The following is a 16,991-nucleotide window of genomic DNA, read 5'->3' as shown; positions in this document are numbered from 1 at the left end:
TCCCGACCAGTTTCACACCCTTGTCGTACTCAGCTTCGGCTTATTCAGCGTCTTCGTGAGGTTCCCAGTCGCGGGTGCGGCTGACCGCTTTCTGCCAGCCAGCGTAGAGTTTTTCCTTGGCCGGCTCGTCCAGTTGCGGTTCGAATTCGCGCTCGATCACCGCCTTGCCGCGCAGTTCATCCAGGCTGCCCCAGAAACCACACGCCAGGCCGGCCAGATACGCGGCGCCCAACGCCGTGGTTTCCCGCATTTTCGGGCGTTCGACACAGGTGCCCAGGATGTCCGCCTGAAACTGCATCAGAAAGTTGTTCGCGACCGCGCCGCCGTCCACGCGCAGGGCCTTGAGACGTTCGCCCGAGTCCTGTTGCATGGCATCGAGTACATCGCGGGTCTGGTAGGCAATCGACTCCAGGGCGGCACGAATGATGTGGTCGACCCGCACGCCGCGGGTCAGGCCGAACAGCGCGCCACGGGCATAGGGGTCCCAGTAGGGGGCGCCCAGGCCGGTGAAGGCGGGCACCAGGTACACGCCATTGCTGTCCTTGACCTTGTTGGCGAAGTATTCGGTGTCGAAGGCATCATTGATGATTTTCAACTCATCGCGCAGCCACTGCACGGTGGAGCCGCCGTTGAATACCGCGCCTTCCAGGGCGTAGGCCACTTCGCCGCGGGGGCCGCAGGCGATGGTGGTGAGCATGCCATGATTGGATTTGACGGCTTTGTCGCCGGTGTTCATCAGCAGGAAGCAGCCGGTGCCATAGGTGTTTTTCGCCTGGCCCGGCTCGACGCACATCTGGCCGAAGAGGGCGGCCTGCTGGTCGCCGGCGATGCCACCGATGGCGATACCGCTCTTGGTGTGGCCATAAATTTCCGAGGATGACTTCACTTGCGGCAACATTTCGCGAGGGATGTCGAGGATCTCGAGCATCTTCGCGTCCCATTCCAGCGAGTGAATATTGAAGAGCATGGTGCGCGAGGCGTTGGTGTAGTCGGTGACGTGGACCTTGCCGCCGGTAAATTTCCAGATCAGCCAGCTGTCCACGGTGCCGAACAACAGTTCACCGTTTCGCGCGCGTTCGCGGCTGCCTTCGACGTTGTCCAGGATCCACTTGAGCTTGGTGCCGGAGAAATACGGGTCGGTGACCAGGCCGGTGGTTTCGCTGATGTACGGTTCGTGGCCGTCACGCTTGAGTTGCTGGCAGATCTCGGTGCTGCGTCGGCACTGCCAGACAATGGCGTTATAGATCGGCCGGCCGGTGGTCTTGTCCCAGACCACGGTGGTTTCCCGTTGATTGGTGATGCCGATCGCGGCCACCTGGTCATGATGCAGGCCGGCCTGGGCCAGGGCTTCCACCATGACCGCGCTCTGGGTCGCGAAGATTTCCATCGGGTCGTGTTCGACCCAGCCGGGCTGGGGGTAGTGCTGGGCGAATTCGCGTTGGGCGGTGCAGACCACATTGGCATCACGGTCGAAGATGATCGCCCGCGAGCTGGTCGTACCCTGGTCGAGGGCAATGATGTAGTTCTTGTTCTGGATATCGGTCATGTCGATTGCCTTGGGACGTGAATAAGGGGTGAGGCTTGGCGCACGCTTGAGTGGGCAGAAGTGTGCGCCGATTGTTTCAGGAAGTTCTGGGCTTGCCGTCAATGGCCGGTTCTGCATCCTTTGTAACAGCCGTGGCGCTGGGCAGATGGCGGGCAATCAACCCGCGATAGGCGGCAGCGCCCAGGCATGCACCGACGATCGGTGCAAAAATCGGAACCAGGAAGTACGGGATGTCGCGTCCACCTGTGAGGGAAATTTCACCCCAACCGGTGAAGAAAGTCATCAGTTTAGGGCCGAAGTCCCGTGCCGGGTTCATCGCAAAGCCTGTCAATGGGCCCATCGAGCTGCCGATCACCGCGATCAGCAGGCCGATCAACAGCGGCGCCAGCGGGCCGCGAGGCAGGCCATTGTTGTCATCGGTCAGGGACATGATCACGCCCATCAGAATGGCGGTGATGATCACCTCCACCAGAAAGGCCTGGCCGGTGGACAGTGCCGGGTGTGGGTAAGTGGAAAACACCGAGGCCAGTTCAAGGCTGGCTTCGGTACCCCGAATCATGTGCCGGGACTGTTCGAAATCGAAGAATAGATTGCTGTATAGCGTGTAGACCAGTAGCGCGCCACAAAAGGCGCCAGCCACCTGGCAAATAATATAGAAGGGTAATTTACGCTTTTCAAAGTCGGTGAAAATACACAGGGCGATGCTGACGGCGGGGTTCAGGTGTGCGCCGGAAACGCCGGCGCTGAGGTAGATCGCCATGCTGACACCGACCCCCCAGATGAGACTGATTTCCCACAGGCCGAAACTCGCACCCGCGACCTTGAGCGCTGCAACGCAGCCGGTGCCGAAGAAGATCAGCAGGGCCGTGCCCAGGAATTCGGCCAGGCATTGGCTGGAAAGGGGTGGCGGTTGTAAAGCAATTGTCATTCAAACCTCGGTTTTTGTTGTTGTCTGGCGCGTCCGGTAAAGCCCGATCGCGCGTTCAGCGCCGAGGCAGGATCCTCATCCTGAACTCGGGGTGTTGGTTGAGACCTGCGTTTGTGTTTTCAGTTTCGAAAAAATATAGACAAGAAACGCTGGTGTCAAAGGTCGAAAGTGAACCGTCGGTCATATTTAAACTATTCGTGGCGTGAATGACTGTTTCGCCACCATGGTTTTGCCGGGTAAGCCACTGCGGCCCAGCGCCTTTTGGTCAGCGATGCCTTAGAATTCGGGCACTCTCTACGTCGATTCGCCTCAGGAGCGGTCATGACCCCTGCATTGGATTTGCTGAAAAAGGTGCGCGCCGAACATCGCATTCACAGTTATGAACACGATCCCAAGGCAGCCTCCTATGGTTTGGAAGCGGCAGAAAAGCTTGGACTGGATCCGGCGCAGGTCTTCAAGACGTTGTTGGCGGCCAGCGAAAAAAACGAGTTGTTGGTGGCGGTGGTGCCCGTGGTTGGCAGCCTGGATTTGAAAGCCCTGGCCCATGCTGCCGGCGTAAAGAAAGTCGAGATGGCCGACCCCGCGGCCGCCCAGCGTTCGACCGGTTATCTGCTCGGTGGTATCAGTCCGTTGGGGCAGAAAAAACGTCTTCGCACTTTTATCGACAGTTCTGCCCAGCCGTTTGCCAGCATCTTTGTCAGTGCCGGAAGGCGCGGGCTGGAGGTAGAGCTGGCGCCCGCGGTACTGGCCGAGCATACCGGGGCGGCGTTTGCGGATATCGGGCGTGCTTGAGTCTGGGGGTGGCCGCTACGCGATCCAGCGGGAGCAAGCTCTCTCACCACGATTGGGCATGCGTTATTGTCGGATAGGTCATCCTGGGCTGTAGGGTGAAAGTTCGTCGAATCTGTCACTGGAAAAGCAGAATCCGTTACCTCATGCTCACGCATCGATAACGAGGAGAAGTGCCATGCAGCTTGCGTTTCATCAAGTCGATGCGTTCAGTGACCGGCCGTTTGGCGGCAATCCGGCGATGGTCTATCGGCTCGACGCCTGGCTGGCCGATGACTTGATGCAAAGGATCGCCGCCGAACATAACCTGGCTGAAACGGCTTTTCTGGTGCGTGAAGGCCAGCATTGGCATATCCGCTGGTTCACGCCCACCACCGAGGTACCGTTGTGCGGGCATGCCACCTTGGCCAGCGCCCATGTGCTGTTCGAGGTCTATCACGAAACCGTCGAGCGACTGGACTTCATCTGTCGATCCGGTGCGTTGAGCGTCACTCGCGAAGGTAATCGGCTATGGCTGGATTTTCCCGCCATGGTCCCCAGCGAGTTGGGGGCATCCCTGGTCGTCCAGGCGGCCCTGGGTGTTGAGGCGGTGGATGTGTTGAGCGCCAACGAACTGTTCGTCGTGCTGGAGTCGGAACAAGCGGTGCTCGATTGCAAGCCGGACATGGCGGCCCTGGCGAAGCTGCCGTGGCCGGGCGCAATCGTGACGGCGCCGGGCAGCCGGCATGATTTTGTCTCGCGCTATTTCGCCCCGGCGATTGGCATCAACGAAGATCCAGTCACTGGCTCGACCCATTGCAGCCTCATCCCGTATTGGTCCAGGCGCCTGGGCAAGTTGGGGCTGACGGCTTATCAGTGCTCGGCCAGGGGCGGCGAACTGTTCTGCCGACTGGAAGGCGATCGAGTGAAGATTGGGGGAAATGCGAGGTTGGTGGCCAGTGGGATGTTGATGTTGGGGTGAGCAGGTAGCCTCATCTCAAGTCTCTGAGGTCAAACTGTGGGAGCGAGCCTGCTCGCGATAGCGGTGGTTCAGCTTGCATCGATGCTGAATATGCCTACGTCATCGCGAGCAGGCTCGCTCCCACAATTGCTTCTCTAGCTGGCAGTACTGTAGCGTCGCACGCCGCTTTCCACGGGAGGGATTTGGGCTGCCGTGCTCCCTGACGCCTGGAACAGCACCAGGTGTTCAGCCGCTACGCGAATGCCGACATCGTCCCCCACCAGATGGTCGGCATGGCTCGGGAAAATCGATTCCAGCTGGGCTCCGGTGGGCAATTGCAGGCGGTACAGGGTTGACGCCCCCAGGAACGTCTTGCCGACAATCCTGCCTGTGAGCGGACTGTCCGGTGCGTAGACGATATCGTCCGGGCGCAGCAGCACATCCACCGCACCACCGATGGGCCAGGTGTAGGCGCGGTTGCCGCGCAGGATACCCAGCTCGGTTTGCACCGATTCCGGGCTGTCTAGCCGGCCGCGAATGAAATAACCCTGGCCAATGAAGCTGGCGACAAAGGGCGTCAGCGGTTCATGGTACAGATTGTAGGGCGTATCCCACTGTTCCAGCCGACCCTCCTTGAATACCCCGACATGGTCGCTCACCGCGAAGGCTTCTTCCTGATCGTGGGTGACCAGAATCGCGCTGGTGCCGCGGGCCTTGAGAATGTCCCGCACTTCATGGCTGAGCTTGCGCCTGAGTTCTCCATCGAGGTTGGAGAAGGGCTCGTCGAGCAACAGCAACTGCGGTTCTGGCGCCAGGGCGCGAGCCAGGGCCACACGTTGTTGCTGGCCCCCGGACAGTTCATGGGGCAAGCGCTTGCCCAGACTCTTCAAGTTGACCAGTTCCAGCAGTTCCTCGACCACGCGGTCTTTGTTCGGATGCTTGCGAATGCCAAACGCCATGTTCTCGGCCACGCTCAGGTGGGGGAACAGCGCATAGTCCTGAAATACCATGCCGATCCGGCGTTTTTCCGGGGCGAGGGTGAAGCCGGCGCGGGAGATGGTTTTCCCCGCCAGCTGGATCTCACCTTCCTGCACCGGCTCGAAACCGGCGATGGCTCGCAGCGTCGTGGTCTTGCCACACCCGGACGAGCCGAGCAGGCAACCGATGTCCCCGGCGTTGAGGTGCAGGTTGAGGTTCTGCACGACGCGCTGGTTTTGATAGCCGCAAGTCAGGTTCTGCAGGTTCAGTAATAACGTATGGCTCATGCGTGGTGGTACGCCGGCTCGACAAGAAACTCGAGCAGGGCCTTTTGGGCGTGAAGGCGATTTTCTGCCTGGTCCCATGCCACGGAGCGTGGGTCGTCCAGCAGATCGACGCTGATCTCCTCGCCGCGATGGGCCGGCAGGCAATGCATGAACAGCACGTCGGCGTCCGCCAGATCGAGCAGCGCGCGGTTCACCTGAAGCGGTGCGAACAGTTTCAGACGCTTGGCGGTTTCTTCTTCCTGGCCCATGGAGGTCCAGACATCAGTGCTCACCAGATGCGCGCCGGCCACGGCCTGTTTCGGATCGCGGACGATGGTCACTCGGCTCCCGGCCTTGGCCACCAGTTCGGCACTGGGGTCGTAGCCTTCCGGGCACGCGATGCGCAACTGGAAGTCGAACTGGATCGCGGCTTCTATATAGCTGTTGCACATGTTGTTGCCATCGCCGACCCAGGCCACGGTCTTGCCCTGAATGGCGCCGCGGTGTTCGAGGAACGTCTGCATGTCGGCCAGCAACTGGCAGGGGTGCAGGTCATCGGACAGGCCATTGATTACCGGTACGCGCGAGTGCGCCGCAAACTCGGTCAGTGTGCTGTGGGCGAAGGTACGGATCATCACCGCATCGAGCATGCTCGACATGACAATGGCGCAGTCGCCGATCGGCTCGCCACGGCCCAGTTGGGTGTCACGGGGCGACAGGAAGATTGCCTGGCCGCCGAGCTGGATCATGCCGGCTTCGAAAGAAATACGCGTGCGGGTCGATGATTTCTCGAAGATCATCCCCAGCACACGGTTTTTCAGGGGCTCGAACAGTACGCCGCGATTACGCAGGTCCTTGAGCTCCACGCCTCGACGGATCACGCCGAGCAACTCATCGGGCGTGAAATCCATCAGGGAGAGAAAGTGCCTTGCGTTCATGATTGACTACCTTTTGTCACAAATCGCAGATGCTCAAAGCCTTGTTTCATGAAAACGGGCGAGACCTGCGGGCAAAAGCCGCACGGGGCGACGAAATAGGGGAAGGCGCGATCTTATAAGGAAATGTCGCGTCTTACCAATAGGGCTACAGTTTTAGGGGATTTCAGCGAGGTCATAGCAAGCGGGTGAAGACATGTATGAAGCCGGTTTCCAGACAGCAGCGACCCATTTGTACACCGCCCTTGCGCAGCTTGGCAATCAGACCGGGCCGACACGCCACGGCGCCGGGGTGGTTTGTGGTGGGTTGTCGAGGGATCTGGCCGGGCCTGCCCCGGGGCGGGAATATTTCCTAATTCCAGGGCCTGGGTTATAAATGAACCTTAAATGCAGGAGCCCCGAAATGGATTCGAAAGAGCAACAACTGATGGAACTACTGGGGCTGACCGCGCGCTCCCTGACTCACCTGACCGCCTCGGTGACGTCCATGTCATTCGAGTTGCTGCGCAGCGACGACGAAGTGACCAAGGCCGCAGGTCGACGCATGATCGATCGCATGGCCACCATCAGCAGCGGGCTCGACGAGCATTGGCGGTTGATCGGAGAGTTGACGGGCGTGCCCATCGCTCACGAACAGGTGGAAACCATCGAGGAAATCCAGTTGTTGGCGCCACCTCCCGAACAGCCTTGAGGTCCCTGCATCGGCGGGCCTGATGCCCGGCAATTCACAGGACGAACGTCGCTGGCGCGGGGGTGGATCACGCGCCATAGTTTTGTTTCCGTGGCCGAAAGGGCCCGTTACGAATAAAACAGAGGCTGGCCATGACCAAGACTCTCCACCACCGTGCGTGCCATCTGTGCGAAGCCATTTGTGGCTTGACCCTCGAAACCACCGAGACCGAAGGCCAGGGCCTGACGATCACCTCGATCAAGGGCGATCCCCTGGACAGCTTCAGTCGCGGCCACATCTGCCCCAAGGCGGTAGCCCTGCAAGATATCCAGAACGACCCGGATCGCCTGCGCCAGCCCATGCAGCGGGTCGGTAGCGAGTGGCAGCCGATTGCCTGGGACGATGCCTTCGCGCTGGTGGCCGAGCGGCTGGCGGGGATTCAGGAGCGCCACGGTCAGAACGCGGTGGCGGTCTATCAGGGCAACCCCAGCGTGCATAACTATGGGCTGATGACCCACAGCAACTATTTTTTGGGCTTGCTCAAGACCCGCAGCCGGTTCTCGGCGACTTCGGTGGACCAACTGCCTCACCACCTGACCAGCCACCTGATGTACGGTCACGGCCTGTTGTTGCCGATACCGGACATCGATCACACCGACTTCATGTTGATCCTGGGCGGCAACCCGCTGGCCTCCAATGGCAGCATCATGACCGTGCCGGACGTGGAAAAGCGCCTCAAGGCGATCCAGGCGCGTGGCGGTAAAGTGGTGGTGGTCGATCCGCGTCGCAGCGAAACGGCGGCGATGGCCGACCAGCATGTTTTCGTGCGCCCGGGTGGCGATGCCGCGTTGCTGTTTGGTGTGCTCAATACCCTCTTCAGCGAAGGCTTGACCCGTGACAGCCACCTGCCGGTGGATGGCCTGGAAGAGGTGCGCCAGGCCGTTGCGACTTTTACCGCCGAAGCGATGAGCCCGCTCTGTGCCGTGCCGGCTACGCAGATCCGGCAGTTGGCCCGGGACTTCGCCGCCGCGCCTTCAGCGGTCTGTTATGGCCGGATGGGCGTTTCGACCCAGGCGTTCGGCACGCTGTGCCACTGGCTGATTCAGGTGATCAACCTGGTGACCGGCAATCTTGATCGGGTCGGCGGGGCCCTGTGTACCGAGCCGGCGGTGGATCTGGTTGCCAGCACCTCGGGAGGGCATTTCAATCGCTGGCAAAGCCGAGTCTCCGGGCGTCCCGAATACGCGGGCGAGTTGCCGGTTTCGGCTCTGGCCGAGGAAATGCTCACCGAGGGCGAAGGCCAGATTCGTGCGCTGGTCACCGTGGCGGGCAACCCGGTGCTGTCCACCCCCAACGGACGGCAACTGGAGCAGGCGCTCGACGGGTTGGAGTTCATGGTCAGCGTCGATCTGTACATCAACGAAACCACGCGCTACGCCGACCTGATCCTGCCCTCCACTTCGGCCCTGGAAAACGACCATTACGACACCACGTTCAACCTGTTCGCGGTGCGCAATGTGACCCGTTTCAACCGGGCGATCCTGCCCAAGCCCGAAGGGGCACTGCACGACTGGGAGATTTTCGTCGGTCTGGCCAAGGCTTTCGCTGCCCGAACCGGCAAGGAACTCAAGCCGACCATGCCGCCGGCGCAAATGATCGATTTCGGCCTTCGTGCCGGCGCCTATGGCGATGCCTCACCGCATAAGTTGTCACTGGCGACCCTGTTCGATCATCCCCATGGCCTCGACCTGGGCGCCCTCAAGCCCAATCTGGCCCCACGGTTGAAAACCGAAAACCAGCGAGTGCAGGCTGCACCGGCGGTCATTCTTGCCGACCTCACGCGCTTTGCCCAGTTGCAGGCACCCCAAGCGGATGAGTTGCTAATGATTGGCCGTCGTCATGTGCGCAGCAATAATTCCTGGATGCACAATTTCCACCGCTTGGTGAAGGGCAAGCCGCGTCATCAATTGCTGATGCACCCGGAGGATCTGAGCAGTCGCGGGTTGAGCGACGGGCAGCGGGTGAGAGTCAGTTCGCGGGTGGGTATGCTTGAAGTCGAGGTGCAGGGTAGCCTGGACATGATGAAAGGCGTGGTCAGCCTGCCCCACGGTTGGGGCCATGCCCGGCCGGGCGTGCAGATGACCATTGCCAGCGCCCAGCCCGGTTCGAGCGCCAATGACCTGACCGATGACTGTCAGCTGGATGAGTTGTCTGGCAATGCAGCGCTCAATGGGGTTCCGGTGAAGGTGGTGGCTGCGTGAATTTGTCTCTCGGGGAGACCGAGCAGCGTGCTCGGCTTTCCGTTACAATGCGCCACCGTGTCGACAACTGAAGTCGCAAAGTTTAAGCCGAGGTGCTCCGTGGATATCATCGAAACGATTAAAGACCAGATTGCCAACAACACCATCCTGCTTTACATGAAAGGCTCGCCGAATGCGCCACAGTGCGGCTTCTCGGCCAAGGCTGCTCAGGCGGTGATGGCGTGTGGTGAGAAGTTTGCCTACGTGGACATCCTGCAGAACCCGGAAATCCGCGCCAACCTGCCCAAGTACGCCAACTGGCCAACGTTCCCGCAACTGTGGGTTGGCGGTGAGCTGATCGGTGGTAGCGATATCATGACCGAGATGGCGGCCGACGGCTCTTTGCAGGCCACGATCAAGGCTGCTGCCGAGAAAGCGGCGGCGAACAAGACTGAAGCCTGATCCATGATGATCTGTGTTCACCACATGATGAGTTGAACACGGACATGTGGGAGCGGGCTTGCTCGCGAATGCGGTGGGTCAGATAGCACTTCTTTACCTGACCCACCGCATTCGCGAGCAAGCCCGCTCCCACAGTGGATTTTCGGTGGCCTGGGAATCCAGGCAATAAAAAGCCCCGCCTCTGGAAAGAGGGCGGGGCTTTTTACTGGCTCGCTTTTGGGGAAGGTTACTCTTCGCCCATCTGCGATTGCAGATAGTTCTCAAGACCCACTTTATCGATCAGGCCCAGTTGGGTCTCCAGCCAATCGATGTGTTCTTCTTCGGATTCGAGAATGTCCTCAAGCAGTTCACGGCTGCCAAAGTCACCCACGGCTTCGCAATGGGCAATGGCGACTTTCAGGTCGGCGTGGCCGGCGCGCTCGATGGTCAGGTCGCACTCGAGCATTTCCTGTGTGTGTTCGCCGATGTGCAGCTTGCCCAGGTCCTGGACATTGGGCAGCCCTTCGAGAAACAGGATGCGCTTGATCAGCTTGTCCGCGTGCTTCATCTCGTCGATGGATTCGTGGTACTCGTGCTTGCCCAGCTTGTTCAGGCCCCAATCCTCATACATGCGCGCATGCAGGAAGTATTGGTTGATCGCCACCAGCTCATTGGCGAGGATCTTGTTGAGATGCTGGATGACTGTAACGTCGCCTTTCATGGTGAGGGCCTGCCCTGTAATAGCTGTGTATAAGGCTGAGTTTGAGCCGCGCACCGACGAGTGTCAAACCTAAGTTATTGAATAATAAATGAAAATTAATCGGAATAAGAATGTTTGTGTTCCGCGTCTAGAGGCTAAGCATTTGATTTAAAGGCATAAAAAAACCGGGCATTGAGCCCGGTTCTTCAAGAAGCTGGATTTAAGCGGCAGTAAATTCTACCGGATAGGGAATCGAGGCCTGGGCCGTTTGCACCTTGGCGAGGGTTTCGCGAACCACTTCCTTGGCCAGGCACGCACATTTGCCGCATTGGCTGGCTACGCCGGTGGCCTGGCGGACTTCGCGGTAGCTGCAGCAGCCTTCGTAGATCGCTTCGCGGATTTGTCCGTCGGTGACGCCAGTGCAGAGGCAAACATACATAAGTAAGAACCGTCGCTGGTTGTGACTCAATTGAGACGGATCTTAATGTTAACGAGAATGATTGTCAAAGTGGTTTCTGAAACCCTTGCGCCAGAGCTGACGAACGGTTTTTTATCCAAGGCAAATGAGGGAGCAGGGAAAGGGAAAGGATTTTTTGGACTCGCCGTAAAACCGTTGAAGACAGGCCAAATTCGCAGTGTATGATGGTCGGTCCTTACGCAGTGGGTTCGTGTCACAGGGCTGTCGCTTGAGGGTGGCAGGCTGGCCCGGACCTTGTTTTCACGTTATTACACCAGGAGATATCCAATGAGCGTACTCGTAGGCAAACAAGCCCCTGACTTCACCGTCCCAGCCGTTCTCGGCAACGGCGAAATCGTCGACAGCTTCACCCTGTCCTCGGCCATCAAAGGCAAATACGGCCTGGTGTTCTTCTATCCGCTGGACTTCACCTTCGTCTGCCCATCCGAGCTGATCGCGCTGGATCACCGTATGGACGACTTCAAGGCCCGTAACGTTGAAGTGGTTGCCGTTTCGATCGACTCGCACTTCACCCACAACGCCTGGCGCAACACCCCTATCAACGGTGGTGGCATCGGCCAGGTGAAATACACCATGGCTGCCGACATGAAGCACGAAATCGCCAAGGCCTATGACGTTGAGTCCGAAGGCGGCGTGGCCTTCCGCGGCGCGTTCCTGATCGACGACAAGGGCGTTGTCCGTTCGCAGATCATCAACGACCTGCCGCTGGGCCGTAACATGGAAGAGCTGATCCGTCTGGTCGACGCGCTGCAGTTCCACGAAGAGCACGGCGAAGTTTGCCCGGCCAACTGGAAGAAAGGCGACAAGGGCATGACCGCATCCCCTGAAGGCGTTGCCGCCTACCTGGGCGAGCACAGCGACAAGCTGTAAGCGCAACAGGCACAAAAAAACCGGCCCTCGATGGGCCGGTTTTTTTATGGGGAAGGATTTATCCCAATTGTTGAAAACACCAGAAACAGCTGTGGGAGCAAAGCTTGCTCGCGATACAGACGCCTCGGTATCTCTGGGATACCGTGTCGTGTTCATCGCGGGCAAGCCTTGCTCCCACAGTCCTGATGCTTACTCAGCACATCAGTCGTCGAAATCCTGCCAACCACCCATTTCTTTCCAGCGATTGACGATGCCGCAGAACAGCTCGGCGGTCTTCTCGGTGTCGTAGCGGGCCGAGTGGGCTTCACGTCCATCAAAGTCGATGTCGGCCGCCTGGCAGGCCTTGGCCAACACGGTCTGGCCGTATGCCAGGCCGGCAAGGGTCGCGGTGTCGAAGCTGGAGAACGGATGGAACGGGTTGCGCTTCATGTCCAGGCGCGCAACGGCGGCATTGAGAAAGCCCAGGTCGAAGCTGCTGTTGTGGCCGACCAGGATCGCCCGTTTGCAGCCGTTGGCCTTCAATGCTTTGCGCACGCCTCGGAAAATGTCGGTCAGGGCCGTCTCTTCACTCACCGCCATGCGCAATGGGTGATCGAGCTTGATCCCGGTGAATTCCAGGGCTGCCGCCTCGATGTTGGCGCCTTCGAACGGTTCGACACGGAAGAAATAGGTGTGATCAGGGAACACAAAACCTTTTTCGTCCATGCCAATGGTGGTCGCGGCGATTTCCAGCAGCGCATCGGTGGCGGAGTTGAAACCGCCGGTTTCTACGTCGACCACGACCGGCAGGTAGCCCCGGAAACGGGCTGCCATGGGGTGACGGGCTGCGCCCGAACCGCCGTTGCCGTCCAGCTCGTCGTCGAAATGATCTTCACTCACACAGTTTCCTCCAGCAGGCGCCAGCGCAGTTTTTCACCGGCGCGCAGCGGGATAACAGTCAGCTCGCCAAAAGGCAGGCTGGCGGGGGCGGTCCACTCGTCGCGAACCAGGGTAATACGATCGGTGTTTACCGGCAGACCATAGAAGCGCGGACCGTGGAGGCTGGCGAAGCCTTCGAGTTTGTCCAGTGCATTGCGTTGTTCGAACGCTTCGGCATACATCTCGATGGCGGCATAGGCGGTGTAGCAACCGGCGCAACCGCAGGCCGCTTCCTTGGCGTGCCGGGCATGGGGTGCTGAGTCCGTGCCGAGGAAAAACTTGGCGCTGCCGCTGGTGGCGGCGTCGAGCAAGGCTTCTTGATGGGTGTTGCGCTTGAGGATCGGCAGGCAATAGAAGTGCGGCCGGATCCCGCCCACCAGCATGTGGTTGCGGTTGTACAGCAGGTGATGCGCGGTAATGGTCGCGCCCACGTTGGCCGGGGCCTCGTTGACGAACTGCACGGCATCGCCGGTGGTGATGTGTTCGAACACCACCTTGAGCGTCGGGAAACGCTCCACGACGCGACGCATGTGCTCATCGATGAAGATTTTTTCGCGGTCGAACACGTCGACATCGCCACGCGTGACTTCACCGTGGATCAGCAACGGCATGCCGACTTCGGCCATGGCCTCCAGCGCCGGGAAAATCTTATCGATGCTGGTGACGCCGGAGTCCGAGTTGGTGGTGGCGCCAGCGGGGTACAGCTTGGCGGCATGGACAAAGCCGCTGGCCTTGGCATCGCGTATTTCTTCGGGCTGCGTACGGTCGGTGAGGTAAAGCACCATCAGCGGTTCGAAACGGCTGCCGGTCGGGCGCGCGGCCAGGATTCGCTGGCGATAGCCGTCGGCCTCGACGGCGTTGCGCACGGGCGGAACCAGGTTCGGCATGATGATGGCGCGCCCGAAGGTGCGCGCGACATCGGCGACGGTATGGGTCAACACAGCACCATCGCGAAGATGAATATGCCAGTCGTCGGGACGCAGCAGGGTCAGGCGGTCGGACATTGGGGGGCTTCCAGGCGGGTCAAACTCTGGGGAATGCTACCGGAAAAGACCGATTCAGGCACTCGCTATCAAGTTCTGGCGCAAGTTACCGATAGCTCGTACAGGTGTGCCACGAATCAGTGGGGTGCCCCCGGACAGGCGTCATACTCTCAACGTGTGTCGATCTTCGTATAAAAGCCAGTGGAGCCTCCCGTGCGCCAGCGTTATCTAGCCTTGCTCAGTGTGTTTGCCAGCCTTCCCGCGATGGCGCTCACTTTCCAGACCCGTCTGGAGAGCATTGAGTGGACGGTCGAAGGCGACAAGTTCGAGTGCCGGCTGAGTCAGCCGGTCACCGATTTCGGCAGTGGTGAATTTGTGCGCCGGGCCGGCGAGCAGGCGATCTTCCGGCTCAAATCCCATAACCCGATGCTCGGTGGCGGTTCGGCCATCTTGCTGGCGGCCGCCGCGCCTTGGCAGCCGGGACGGGGTGACATCAACCTGGGCTCGGTCAGGCTCGGCAGCGGCGATGTGCTGTTCAACAGCTCTCAGGTCCAGGCGGGCCGCTTGATCAGCGGGCTGATGGAAGGTCGTAGCCCGGTGGTACGGCGTAATACTGGGGATGGGCGGGTTTCGGAAGTCCGGCTGCTACCCGTGCGCTTCAACAAGGCCTTCAGTGATTACCAAGGCTGCGTGGCAAAACTGTTGCCGAAGAATTTCGAGCAAGTGCGGCAATCCCAGATCGGCTTCCCCGGCGAAGGCGTCGAACTCGATGCCCGGGCCAAGGCTCAGTTGCAGGTGATGATCGACTTCATCAAAGCCGACCCGACCGTCAATCATGTCGAACTCGATGGTCACTCCGACAATAGTGGCAATCGATTGACCAACCGTGAGCTGTCGCGTCGCCGGGCCTTGGCGGTCCAGGACTTTTTCAAGGCCAACGGTTTTCAGGAGTCGCAGATCACTGTGCGGTTCCACGGCGAACGTTATCCCTTGGTGCCCAACACCAATGCCGCCAACCGGGCCAAGAACCGTCGTGTGGCTGTGCGCCTGGAGCGGGTGGCGGTGCCTGAAGCGCCGGCACCGCAGGCTGCACCCGCCGCGCCTCCTGCCAAGACTCCAGCGCCGACCGCGACACCGGCCAAGCCCACTGCAGCCACGACCGCGCGGACATCCTGACCTGTAAGGATCGTCGCGCGGTCGACATAATCTGTCGCTTCGTCGTCATAAGCTGTCGCGCCCCTGTAAATTATCCGCGCTGGACGTTAAACTTCCCGGCTTTCCGTACAACCCGTGGAGTGATGGCATGGCGGACGTAAACAAGGTCGTTCTGGCGTATTCCGGCGGCCTGGACACTTCGGTGATCCTCAAGTGGCTGCAGGACACTTATAACTGTGAAGTGGTGACCTTCACCGCTGACCTGGGGCAGGGCGAAGAAGTCGAACCTGCACGCGCCAAGGCACAAGCCATGGGCGTCAAAGAGATCTACATCGATGACCTGCGCGAAGAGTTCGTCCGTGACTTCGTGTTCCCGATGTTCCGCGCCAACACTGTTTACGAAGGCGAGTACCTGCTGGGTACGTCCATCGCCCGCCCGTTGATCGCCAAGCGCCTGATCGAAATCGCCAACGAAACCGGTGCCGACGCCATTTCCCACGGTGCCACCGGCAAGGGTAACGATCAGGTGCGTTTCGAACTCGGTGCCTATGCCCTCAAGCCCGGCGTGAAAGTCATCGCTCCGTGGCGCGAGTGGGATTTGCTGTCCCGTGAAAAGCTGATGGACTACGCCGAGAAGCACGCCATCCCGATCGAGCGTCACGGCAAGAAAAAATCCCCGTACTCGATGGATGCCAACCTGCTGCACATCTCCTATGAAGGCGGCGTGCTGGAAGACACCTGGACCGAGCACGAAGAAGACATGTGGCGCTGGACCGTCTCCCCGGAGAAGGCTCCTGACACCCCGCAATACCTGGAACTGACCTATCGCAACGGCGATATCGTCGCGTTGGACGGCGTGGAAATGAGCCCGGCCACCGTGCTGGCGACCCTGAACCGTATCGGTGGCGAGCACGGCATCGGTCGTCTGGACATCGTCGAGAACCGTTATGTCGGCATGAAGTCCCGCGGCTGCTATGAGACTCCGGGCGGCACCATCATGCTGCGTGCTCACCGCGCCATCGAGTCGATCACCCTGGACCGCGAAGTGGCTCACCTCAAAGACGAGTTGATGCCCAAGTACGCCAGCCTGATCTACACCGGTTACTGGTGGAGCCCGGAGCGTCTGATGCTGCAACAGATGATCGATGCCTCCCAGGTCAACGTGAATGGCGTCGTGCGCCTGAAGCTGTACAAGGGCAATGTCATCGTCACCGGGCGCAAGTCCGACGACTCTCTGTTCGATGCCAACATCGCGACATTCGAAGAAGATGGTGGTGCTTACAACCAGGCCGATGCCGCTGGCTTCATCAAGCTTAACGCCCTGCGCATGCGCATCGCGGCGAACAAGGGTCGCAAGCTGTTCTGATCCTTGCTCCATGAAAGCGGCCTGCCCTGTGCAGGCCGTTTTTTTTCGGCTCCCTTTCCCATGTGCTGCGCTTTCGCTGTGGTCCTGTCACCTGAGCGCTCATCCATCCTGTCTGTCCGATAAAACTTCCGTGCTGTGGCGGCTGCCAATGAGGTAGACGATGATTTGCGGGCGTTCTGCGACCGGTTTTGCGCGTTTGGATCGATTGGCCTCGGCCACGCCTTCTGGTTGCCAGGGGACGAGCCAAATGACCAGCCGTTGCTGTTTTTTATGGGGGGGAGCTGTGATCAGCCATCCCTTGCCCGTCATCGCCCGGCGGGAAACCCGTTCGCGCCGACAGCCCGAATCATCCAGGGTCTTCATGAAATGTTTGCTCTTGCGAAAATCGGAAGGTGAATATAACGAGCGATAGTTGAAGTTGAGTGTGATGAAGAAAAGAAGCAATAGATAGAACGGAAAGCTGATCAAAAACCAGAGGTAATATTCACGGTCCTGATCGTCCAGGAAGGGCAGGGAAATAGCGGCGGAAGTCTCGGATAAAGTTGCGAATATAGCGATCAGTGTCATGGGGTTGGTGATGGCTTTCAAGGGTTTGTTCATGGTGAGTGCTCATCGATTATTTGGGCTCGGTGATTAAAGTTGGGTGGAGTGGATAGTTGCTAAATTCGGTGTATTGGGGCTAATAAGGGCAGCGGTTCCTGGAAGGAGTGATTGAATTAATTTCGCTTATTTTTTATGTTAATTCAAATCCATTTAAATGGAGATGATGTTGTTTTGTCGGTAAATAA

The 16,991-nt window shown here is 59.4% G+C and carries 16 protein-coding genes and 1 pseudogene; 8 read left to right on the top strand and 9 right to left on the bottom strand.

The window, feature by feature from the left end; translation table 11 throughout:
- Positions 1–40: 40 nt before the first annotated feature.
- Both glpK and AAIS01_RS01095 read right to left on the bottom strand, forming a co-directional pair.
- Positions 41–1,546 carry a glycerol kinase GlpK gene (gene glpK / locus AAIS01_RS01100; protein ID WP_343467438.1) on the bottom strand — a complete coding sequence of 502 codons (1,506 nt, stop codon included), beginning with the start codon at positions 1,544–1,546 and terminating at the stop codon, positions 41–43.
- Between the two features lie 76 nt (positions 1,547–1,622).
- On the bottom strand, positions 1,623–2,474 hold the full coding sequence (locus AAIS01_RS01095; protein WP_343467437.1) for an MIP/aquaporin family protein: 852 nt from the start codon (positions 2,472–2,474) through the stop codon (positions 1,623–1,625).
- A 321-nt stretch (positions 2,475–2,795) separates the two neighbouring features.
- Between AAIS01_RS01095 and ybaK the strand changes: the two genes are divergently transcribed.
- Both ybaK and AAIS01_RS01085 read left to right on the top strand, forming a co-directional pair.
- On the top strand, positions 2,796–3,266 hold the full coding sequence (gene ybaK, locus AAIS01_RS01090; RefSeq protein WP_047227027.1) for a Cys-tRNA(Pro) deacylase: 471 nt from the start codon (positions 2,796–2,798) through the stop codon (positions 3,264–3,266).
- Between the two features lie 175 nt (positions 3,267–3,441).
- Complete coding sequence (locus tag AAIS01_RS01085) at positions 3,442–4,224, top strand: PhzF family phenazine biosynthesis protein (RefSeq protein ID WP_343467436.1); 783 nt, start codon at positions 3,442–3,444, stop codon at positions 4,222–4,224.
- A 134-nt stretch (positions 4,225–4,358) separates the two neighbouring features.
- On the opposite strand, the gene AAIS01_RS01080 is transcribed toward AAIS01_RS01085, so the two are convergent.
- Both AAIS01_RS01080 and argF read right to left on the bottom strand, forming a co-directional pair.
- Complete coding sequence (locus AAIS01_RS01080) at positions 4,359–5,468, bottom strand: ABC transporter ATP-binding protein (RefSeq protein ID WP_343467435.1); 1,110 nt, start codon at positions 5,466–5,468, stop codon at positions 4,359–4,361.
- Positions 5,465–6,385 carry an ornithine carbamoyltransferase gene (gene argF / locus AAIS01_RS01075; RefSeq protein WP_343467434.1) on the bottom strand — a complete coding sequence of 307 codons (921 nt, stop codon included), beginning with the start codon at positions 6,383–6,385 and terminating at the stop codon, positions 5,465–5,467. Before argF ends, AAIS01_RS01080 begins: the two co-directional genes overlap by 4 nt.
- Before the next feature lie 400 nt (positions 6,386–6,785).
- On the opposite strand from argF, the gene AAIS01_RS01070 reads away from it, so the two are divergent.
- From AAIS01_RS01070 to grxD, 3 genes are all read left to right on the top strand, one after another.
- Complete coding sequence (locus AAIS01_RS01070; protein ID WP_214915208.1) at positions 6,786–7,073, top strand: hypothetical protein; 288 nt, start codon at positions 6,786–6,788, stop codon at positions 7,071–7,073.
- A 131-nt stretch (positions 7,074–7,204) separates the two neighbouring features.
- A complete protein-coding gene (locus tag AAIS01_RS01065; RefSeq protein ID WP_343467433.1) occupies positions 7,205–9,313 on the top strand; it encodes a molybdopterin oxidoreductase family protein in 2,109 nt (702 codons plus the stop codon).
- Between the two features lie 99 nt (positions 9,314–9,412).
- Positions 9,413–9,754, top strand: coding sequence for a Grx4 family monothiol glutaredoxin (grxD, locus tag AAIS01_RS01060; protein WP_186657642.1), 342 nt, complete (start codon positions 9,413–9,415; stop codon positions 9,752–9,754).
- A 226-nt stretch (positions 9,755–9,980) separates the two neighbouring features.
- Here the strand turns inward: grxD and bfr are convergent, their stop codons facing one another.
- A complete protein-coding gene (gene bfr, locus AAIS01_RS01055; RefSeq protein ID WP_256231302.1) occupies positions 9,981–10,454 on the bottom strand; it encodes a bacterioferritin in 474 nt (157 codons plus the stop codon).
- A gap of 199 nt (positions 10,455–10,653) precedes the next feature.
- Positions 10,654–10,872 (bottom strand): bacterioferritin-associated ferredoxin, encoded by a 219-nt coding sequence (locus AAIS01_RS01050; protein ID WP_003178704.1) that lies wholly within the window; start codon positions 10,870–10,872, stop codon positions 10,654–10,656.
- A gap of 306 nt (positions 10,873–11,178) precedes the next feature.
- Here AAIS01_RS01050 and AAIS01_RS01045 point away from each other — a divergent pair, with 306 nt between their 5' ends.
- Positions 11,179–11,781 carry a peroxiredoxin gene (locus AAIS01_RS01045; RefSeq protein WP_092393176.1) on the top strand — a complete coding sequence of 201 codons (603 nt, stop codon included), beginning with the start codon at positions 11,179–11,181 and terminating at the stop codon, positions 11,779–11,781.
- A gap of 201 nt (positions 11,782–11,982) precedes the next feature.
- Here the strand turns inward: AAIS01_RS01045 and rnt are convergent, their stop codons facing one another.
- Entirely contained in the window at positions 11,983–12,660 is a 678-nt protein-coding gene (gene rnt, locus AAIS01_RS01040) for a ribonuclease T (protein ID WP_047227017.1), read from the bottom strand.
- Positions 12,657–13,703 carry a dihydroorotase gene (pyrC, locus tag AAIS01_RS01035; RefSeq protein WP_343467432.1) on the bottom strand — a complete coding sequence of 349 codons (1,047 nt, stop codon included), beginning with the start codon at positions 13,701–13,703 and terminating at the stop codon, positions 12,657–12,659. Before pyrC ends, rnt begins: the two co-directional genes overlap by 4 nt.
- A 192-nt stretch (positions 13,704–13,895) precedes the next feature.
- On the opposite strand from pyrC, the gene AAIS01_RS01030 reads away from it, so the two are divergent.
- Both AAIS01_RS01030 and AAIS01_RS01025 read left to right on the top strand, forming a co-directional pair.
- Positions 13,896–14,858 carry a flagellar protein MotY gene (locus AAIS01_RS01030; protein ID WP_343467431.1) on the top strand — a complete coding sequence of 321 codons (963 nt, stop codon included), beginning with the start codon at positions 13,896–13,898 and terminating at the stop codon, positions 14,856–14,858.
- Between the two features lie 127 nt (positions 14,859–14,985).
- The gene (locus AAIS01_RS01025; RefSeq protein ID WP_024779511.1) at positions 14,986–16,203 is read left to right on the top strand and encodes an argininosuccinate synthase; all 1,218 of its coding nucleotides are present in this window, start codon (positions 14,986–14,988) and stop codon (positions 16,201–16,203) included.
- Positions 16,204–16,521: 318 nt separating this feature from the next.
- On the opposite strand, the pseudogene AAIS01_RS01020 reads toward AAIS01_RS01025, so the two are convergent.
- Positions 16,522–16,803 (bottom strand): annotated as a pseudogene (locus AAIS01_RS01020) (hypothetical protein); the annotation flags it as partial.
- Positions 16,804–16,991 lie beyond the last annotated feature (188 nt).

This window comes from Pseudomonas halotolerans, from assembly GCF_039581215.1.
GTDB classification, from domain to species: domain Bacteria; phylum Pseudomonadota; class Gammaproteobacteria; order Pseudomonadales; family Pseudomonadaceae; genus Aquipseudomonas; species Aquipseudomonas tehranensis.
The sequence above is the reverse complement of the archived record's forward strand: the minus strand, read 5'-3'. Positions and strand labels throughout refer to the sequence as shown.